The 7,215-nt window shown below is 67.9% G+C and carries 6 protein-coding genes; 3 read left to right on the top strand and 3 right to left on the bottom strand.

What is annotated here, in order from left to right:
• The coding region (locus ELR45_RS41750) for a PAC2 family protein (RefSeq protein WP_240760258.1) at nucleotides 1–417 on the bottom strand (417 nt) is incomplete at its 3' end.
• A 74-nt stretch (nucleotides 418–491) separates the two neighbouring features.
• On the opposite strand from ELR45_RS41750, the gene ELR45_RS30565 reads away from it, so the two are divergent.
• Entirely contained in the window at nucleotides 492–1,163 is a 672-nt protein-coding gene (locus ELR45_RS30565) for an HAD family hydrolase (RefSeq protein WP_129669658.1), read from the top strand.
• 120 nt (nucleotides 1,164–1,283) lie between these two features.
• Here ELR45_RS30565 and ELR45_RS30560 read toward each other — a convergent pair whose 3' ends face one another.
• Both ELR45_RS30560 and ELR45_RS30555 read right to left on the bottom strand, forming a co-directional pair.
• On the bottom strand, nucleotides 1,284–3,845 hold the full coding sequence (locus ELR45_RS30560; RefSeq protein ID WP_129669657.1) for an ABC transporter permease: 2,562 nt from the start codon (nucleotides 3,843–3,845) through the stop codon (nucleotides 1,284–1,286).
• A gap of 4 nt (nucleotides 3,846–3,849) precedes the next feature.
• Nucleotides 3,850–4,626, bottom strand: coding sequence for an ABC transporter ATP-binding protein (locus ELR45_RS30555; RefSeq protein ID WP_129669656.1), 777 nt, complete (start codon nucleotides 4,624–4,626; stop codon nucleotides 3,850–3,852).
• A 293-nt stretch (nucleotides 4,627–4,919) separates the two neighbouring features.
• Here ELR45_RS30555 and ELR45_RS42215 point away from each other — a divergent pair, with 293 nt between their 5' ends.
• On the top strand, nucleotides 4,920–5,645 hold the full coding sequence (locus ELR45_RS42215; RefSeq protein ID WP_165368246.1) for a GntR family transcriptional regulator: 726 nt from the start codon (nucleotides 4,920–4,922) through the stop codon (nucleotides 5,643–5,645).
• Complete coding sequence (locus tag ELR45_RS30545; protein WP_205857578.1) at nucleotides 5,642–7,105, top strand: glycoside hydrolase family 15 protein; 1,464 nt, start codon at nucleotides 5,642–5,644, stop codon at nucleotides 7,103–7,105. Before ELR45_RS42215 ends, ELR45_RS30545 begins: the two co-directional genes overlap by 4 nt.
• The last annotated feature ends 110 nt before the right edge of the window (nucleotides 7,106–7,215 follow it).

Below are 7,215 nucleotides of genomic sequence, written 5' to 3'. Positions count from 1 at the left end.
GACGGGACGGGTGTGCGGAACGTCCGCGAGCAACGCCCCGAGAGTGACGATCTGCTCGACGCCGAGCTCGGCGGCGACGCCGAGCAGTTCCGCACAGAAGCCGCGCCACCGCATGTTGGGCTCGATGCCACGGAGCAACACGATGTCCCGGCCCAGATCGGGATGGTGCGCCAGCGACAGGCGAGTGGTCGGCCACTGCAGGCTCCGCTTGCCGTCGTCGTCGATGGAGACCAGCGGGCGGTTGACCTGGAAGTCGTAGTACTCGTCGGGATCGAGTGAGGCAAGGGGTGTGGCCTGCCAGGTCTGCTCGAGGTGCTCGATAGCAGCCGTGGCGGCCTCACCGGCGTCGTTCCATCCTTCGAACGCGGCGATGAGCACCGGCTCGTTCAGCTGCGGAACGCTCTCGAGTTCAATCACTTACGCCGACCTTCCCCACGTGTGCGTCGTATTGTTCATGGGCCAGACTACGGCGAGATCGCCGACATGCGAACATGGAGCGCGTGACTCTGCCCTACCCGGCCGCAGTCCTTTGGGACATGGACGGCACTCTGGTTGATACCGAACCCCTCTGGATCGCCGCGGAGAAGGAACTGGTGAGACGGCACGGCGGAACGTGGACCGATGCCGACAGCCTCGCCCTCGTGGGCAGCGACCTGCTTGCCGCAGGAGACTATATCCGGATCAAGGGCGATCTGCCTATGACCGCCGCGCAGGTGCGCGATCACCTTCTGGCTCAAGTTCTGGAAGGGGTGAAGCGCCACGTCGAGTGGCGCCCTGGAGCTGTCGAACTGCTCGCTCAGCTCGACGTCGCCGGCGTGCCGTGCGCGTTGGTCACGATGTCGTACCGGACCCTCGCCGAGGCGGTGGTCGCCCAGCTGCCCGCCGGCAGGTTCGTCACCTTGGTGACGGGGGACGAGGTGAGCAAGGGCAAACCGGATCCCGAGCCGTACCTGGCAGCCGCGGCCGAGCTGGAGGTGAAGCCGGACGAGTGCTTGGTCATCGAGGACTCGCCTCCCGGGACCAAGTCAGGTCTCGCTGCCGGGATGCGTGTCATCGGCGTGCCGAACGCCGTCGGTATCGATCCCGAGGCCGGCCTCGTCGTGATGGAGACGCTCGCCGGGCTCGGTGTCACCGATCTGCTCGCCGCCTTCGACGGGACGTAGCCCCGCCGCCACCACGATCAATCCCCAGCTCACCTTGACCCCCTCATTGTGCCGGCCCACGAGTCGGCACCATGGTCGTGACCACGATGCCGGCTCGTGGCCGGCCTCACGTCGCCTCGCTCACTCGGTGTTGATGGCCCTCAGGACGTCGAGCTTGGCGGCTCGACGGGCCGGCCACGCCGCGGCGAGCACTCCGACCGCGGCCGCGAGGAGGATGAACACCACGAGCTGGCCGACGGGCACGGACAGGGCGTCGAGACCGTCGTCGGACACCGCCCGCTGTAGCGAGATGCCGAAGACGAGTCCCAGTCCGACGCCGAGCACCGCGCCGAGCACGGCGATCGCGACCGACTCCAGCCGGATCGTGGTGCGCAGTTGCCTTCGGCTGAGCCCGACCGCACGGAGCAGCCCGACCTCACGGGTGCGCTCCATCACCGACAGCGCCAGGGTGTTGACGATGCCCAGGATGGCGATGATGATGCCCAGGCCCAGCAGCGCGTACACGATGTAGAGCAGCTGGTTGACCTCGTCCCGTTGGGAGTCCTTGTACTCCTCCTGGTTCTGCACGGTCACCATCGGCAGCTCCGACGTCGCCGCCTCTAGGTCGGCTTGAACCTGCCCTAGGTCTGCGCCGCTCTCGGCGGTCACGTAGACAGTCGAGTCCGCGGGCGTGATTCCCAGGTCCTGAAGGGTCTGCAGTCCCACGACGTAGCCGCCCAGAAGTGGGTTGCCGGCGTCGTAGATGCCCACGATCTGTATCTCTTCGATCCCGCTGCCGAGGTCCGCGTTGATCGTGTCGCCGACGGCCAGATCGTCGCTGTCCGCGGTGTCGTCGCCGACGATCGCCCCGCCGGAGGCCAGGTCCGCCGAGCCTTCCACCATGCTGAGCTCCGTAGCCTGGCCGAACGTCTCCGGGTCGATCGCGCTCAGGTAGCTCTGTGAGCCGTCGATCACGGCGAACGATCCCCGCATCGACGCCACCGTGGCGACGCCGCCGGTCTGGCGCGCCTGCTCGGCGACGGCGGGGGAGAAGGGCTGTCCGGACGCGCTGGCCATGACGAACTCCGCCTCCAGGCCGTCGTCGAGTGCCTGCTCGATGCTCTTGTTCGCCGACGCTCCGACGACGGCGATCGCGGACACCAGCGCGAGCCCGATCATCAGCGCGGATGCGGTGGCGGCGGTGCGGCGCGGGTTGCGCAGGGCATTCTCCCGTGCCAGTCGCCCGACCGTGCCGAACGTCTTCGGGTACCAGCCGGCGATCACCCGGATGATCGGCACCGAGATGATGGGCGCGAGCAGCGCGACGCCGATGAACACGGCCACGATCCCTACGCCAACGAACACCGCCGCGGACGGCGCGATCTCCAGCAGACCGGCCGCCATCGACGCGGCACCACCGACGGCGAGAATCCCGCCGAGCAGCACGTGCGTCCGTCGTGACGAGTCCGGCAGGACCACGTCGTCGCGCATCGCGGCGACCGGTGGCACCCGCGATGCCCGGCGAGCGGGGACGAACGCGGCGACCATGGTCACCAGCACCCCGACGACGTAGGCCACGATGACAGTACGCGGCTGGAGGACCAGGCCGCCGCCGAAGTCCATGCCGAACGCCGCGAAGATGGCCTGAAGCCCCAGCGCCACCCCGAGCCCGAGCAGCAGCCCGAGGGTTGCCCCCACGATGCCCACGACGAACGCCTCGACGAGCACGGAACGGGTGACTTGCCTGCGGCTGGCGCCCAGAGCACGAAACAGAGCCATCTCCTGGCTGCGTTGTGCCACCAGGATGGAGAACGTGTTGAGGATGAGGAACACGCCGACGAACAGAGCGATGGCAGCGAAGATCAGCAGGAAGGTGTTGAAGAAGCCCAGGCCTTCCTCGACCGCCGAGGACGTCTCCTCGTCGACGTCATCACCGGTCATGGCCTCAAGCCCGTCCGGGAGCAGCGATCCGACAGTGTCGCGCAGCTCCTCTGCGTCGACACCCTCCGCGGCCCTGACCGAGACCCCGTTGAACGCGTTCTCGCCGTCGAGGAAGAGCTCCTGTGCCGTCCCGGTGTCGAAGGCGACGAGGGAGGCGCCGGCCAGGCTTCCGCTCTCGCCGAACCGGGTGACGCCCACCAGCTCCGCGCTGATTCGGGGCTGTTCGCCGAGGGTGACCAGCGGGATCTCGTCCCCGATCTGGTATCCGGTCGTCTCGATGGTCTGATCGTCGACGGCGATCTCTCCGGAACGTTCCGGAGCGCGCCCGTCGATGAGCTGCAACACCCGCTCCTCGCCTTCGCGGACCGGTTCCTCGTACCAGTTCACGGCCACGCCAGGCGCCCCGGCCACGCCGACCACGTCACCGTCTTTGTCGAGGACGAACACGCTGGAGTCCTCGATCTCACCGTCGGCGCTCGCCACCTCAGGCAGCGCGTCGATCTGTTGAACCAGGTCCGCGGGCACAGTGGTGGAGGAGCCTGCGCCGGCGAGGGTGGCCCAGCTCTCCTGTCCCTCCGGGGTCGCCGGGCGGACGACGACGTCGGAGCTGAGATCGCCGAAGATGTCATCGAACGTCCGGTTGAGGGTGTCGGTGAAGACATAAGAGCCGACGACGAACGCGACACCGATGACGATGGCGAACGCACTCATCCCGAGCCGCAGCTTGCGCGCTGCGAGGCTCTTGAGGGTGGCTTTCAGCATGGTTCTACGACACCTGCCCGACGGCGTCGAAGTTCTTCATCCGCTCCAGGACCTTCTCAGCGGTGGGGTCGAGCATCTCGTCGACGATCTGGCCGTCGGCGAGGAACAGGACCCGATCCGCGTAGGCCGCGGCGCCGGGGTCGTGGGTGACCATCACGATGGTCTGCCCGAGCTCGCGCACGGAGCTGCGAAGGAAAGCGAGTATCTCCGCGCCCGAGCGGGAGTCGAGGTTGCCCGTAGGCTCGTCGGCGAAGATGATGTCCGGCTTGCTGACCAGGGCGCGGGCGCACGCGACGCGCTGCTGCTGGCCGCCGGAGAGCTCGTTGGGCTTGTGTCGCAGCCGGTCGGCAAGCCCGACTGTGTTGATCACCGTGTCGAACCATTCCTGATCGACGTCCTTGCCGGCGATGTCCAAGGGCAGGGTGATGTTCTCCTTGGCGGTCAACGTCGGCACCAGGTTGAAGGCCTGGAAGATGAATCCGAGCCGGTCGCGCCGGGTACGGGTGAGGGCCTTGTCGTTCAGGGAGCTGAGCTCGATGTCGCCGATGTAGACCTTGCCGGAGGTGGGAGCGTCGAGCGCGGCCATGCAGTGCATGAGCGTCGATTTCCCGGAACCAGAGGGTCCCATGATGGCGGTGAAGTTGCCTGCGGCGAACTCGACGTCGACGCCGCCGAGCGCGGTGACCTGGGTGTCTCCGGATCCGTAGATCTTGGTGAGCTCGACCGCGGTGGCCGCGGCCGGGCCGGCCTGGTGGTTAGTGGTCAAGTCGATGCTCCTCATAGCATTCAGGACTGCGTTCAGACGAGTGTCTACCGAACACGCTAGGTCACAGCCGGTGTCTATGAGTCAGGTTCAGGTCGGGTCTCTCCGGTCCACCTGCCGGAGGACGGCGGCCCTCATGTCCTCCCGTGGAAGGAGCACTGGGCCGCCGCGCCGGGAATGGCCGTCCAGGGTTGTACCTCGACCATGGCAAATTGCAGACCAGTGGTCTGTTCTATTCTCACCGGTGGGTTATGATCGCGTTCCCACATCAGCAATGCCACCATTGGCATGAAATGCGAGGTACCGGCACGATGACGCGGCCTTCGGTCAAGACCCGTCAGGTACGTGACCTGCTGGTCAAGCAGTTCGTCGCTGCCCGGCAGCCAGCCGACGTCCTGCCGTCGGAGCGTAACCTGGCAGAGCTGTTCGGCGTCTCCCGGGTGACGGTACGTGCGGCGTTGAAGATCCTCGAGGAGGAAGGGGTACTGCGGTCGGCACCGGGTGTCGGAACGTTCGTGGCCGCGCCGCACGTCTCGACGAAGGCGCCGGTGCTGAGGTCGTTCTCCGAGGAGATCAGGGAACGTGGCTGGACGCCGGGCTCGCGGATGGTCGAGAGCACGGTCGGCGAAGCGGACTTCGTGGTCGCTCATGATCTGTCGATCGAGCCCGGGGAGCGGTACTACGAGATCACCAGGGTGCGCCTCGCCGACGACGTGCCGCTGTCGATCGAGCGGGTGCGCCTGCCCGAACGGTACTTCCCGGACCTGCTCGGCCATGACCTGACAGGGTCGCTGTACGCGCTGCTCGCGGGCGTGTACGGCGTCCAGGTGTCGCGGCACGAACGCCGGATCAGCGCGATGAACGTCGACGCCCAGACCGCCGAACTGTTCGGTGTCGCCGACCGAGCCGCCGGGCTCTACGTCGTGCAGACCGCCTTCGACCAGAACGGACGCAAAGTCGAGCACGGACGCTCGTTGTACCGGGGAGACCGGTACGACTTCAGCATGGTCGCCTACGCGCAGCAGGACATCTCATGACAGGCAGAGGCTTCGGCCACAAATACTCAGCAGACCCGGCATCCCGGCCATCGGCGACACCACACGAGCCGGGCACGCACGAGCAGGAGCTGGGCACACGGGGGACGGCGTGGAACCCGGAGACCCGGCTGTACTCGGACGGCGTCGTCGTCGGCGCCGACGGCGCACCAGTCGTGGTGCCGCCGCACTCGGGCCTGCGAAGGATCCCGGGCACCGGCTTCCTGGACCCGTCGAGCGGCACCCTGTCCGGCACCGCCGCGCCCACCGTCGACGACGTCGACCGCGCCGTCGCCGATCTCGAGCGCTCGGACCTGCCAGGACAGGACGCCCCTTACGCGGACATGGCACGCACCGCACTGATCGACATCGACGTCCTCACCTTCGGAAATGGCGCGGCGGTGGCGGCGGGCAGCCCGTACTGGCGCTTCGTGTGGCCACGCGACGCCGGGTTCATGTCGGTCGCCCTGTCCACGGCCGGGCGGCACGATGACGCCCGTCGGCAGCTGGAGTACGTCGCATCGGTCCAGGAGGACGACGGCGGCTGGGAAGCCCGGTACCTGCCCGATGGTTCCGGCGACGTTCCGGACGGCCGTGGCCGCCAGCTGGATGGCATCGGCTGGATACTGTGGGCGACCTGGGTCCTGACCCGCACCTCCGCGCGGCCAGGCGAGGGCTTGACCCCGGGCGCGGGCGGGACCCCGGACACAGGCAGAGCGGCAGCGGCGGCTCAGATGCCGACCCCGTTGACACGCATGGTCGTCCGGGCGGTCCGCGCGGCTATGGACGTCCTGGACCCGGCGACGTCCCTGCCGCGGGCGTCGCAGGACTTCTGGGAGATGGATATCGAGGAGGCGACGCTCGGCTCGGCGGCGCCGCTCCTGCTCGGCCTCAGATGCGGCCGTGACCTGCTTACCGGAATCGCCGATACCGCAGGCGGCAGCAGCGATGTCCCAATCCTCGCGGGTCGGGCGCGAGAACTCGCTCGCCAAGCCGACGACACGTCGCGCCGCCTCTTCGAGGCGATCCGGACAACATTCGGCAGGCACGGTTACAGCCGCAGAACGACGGGCGCCGGCGGGCGCGATGCCTCCACGGCGTTCTTGTTGCCGCCGTTCGCACCGCACACCGATGACGCCGAACGGGCGTGGCGGGCCGCGGTGGCGGCAACGACGGTGGCGAACGGCGGCGTGCGGCCGGGGGAGGAATGGACCGATCTGGCCACGGCGTGGACACCGCAGGTCTCGCTGCATGCCCTGACGGCCGCTTCGATCGGGGACACCGTGCTCGCGCATCGGCTGCTGAGCTGGCTCGACATCCGTCGGACCCGCCTCGGGGCGTTGCCCGAGAAGGTTACCGCGGACGGCCGCCCGGCCGCTGTCGCCCCTCTCGGCTTGACCGGCGCCACGGTGCTGCTGGCCCTGACGACGCTTGAGGACAGACCGCCACCTATACCACGTTAGACTTCACGCTCTCGGCCATTCTGGGGCCAGTTACTACCAGAAACCCTTGGCTGTACGGTCGGCCACCTGTATATCGACTGTTCGAGGTAGGTGCGGTCAGCCATCTAATG

The sequence above is a fragment of the Phytoactinopolyspora endophytica genome (assembly GCF_004138495.1).
In the GTDB taxonomy this organism is placed as follows: Bacteria; Actinomycetota; Actinomycetes; order Jiangellales; family Jiangellaceae; genus Phytoactinopolyspora; species Phytoactinopolyspora endophytica.
Note: the sequence above shows the minus strand (reverse complement) of the source record. Positions and strands in the feature narration are given on the sequence as shown.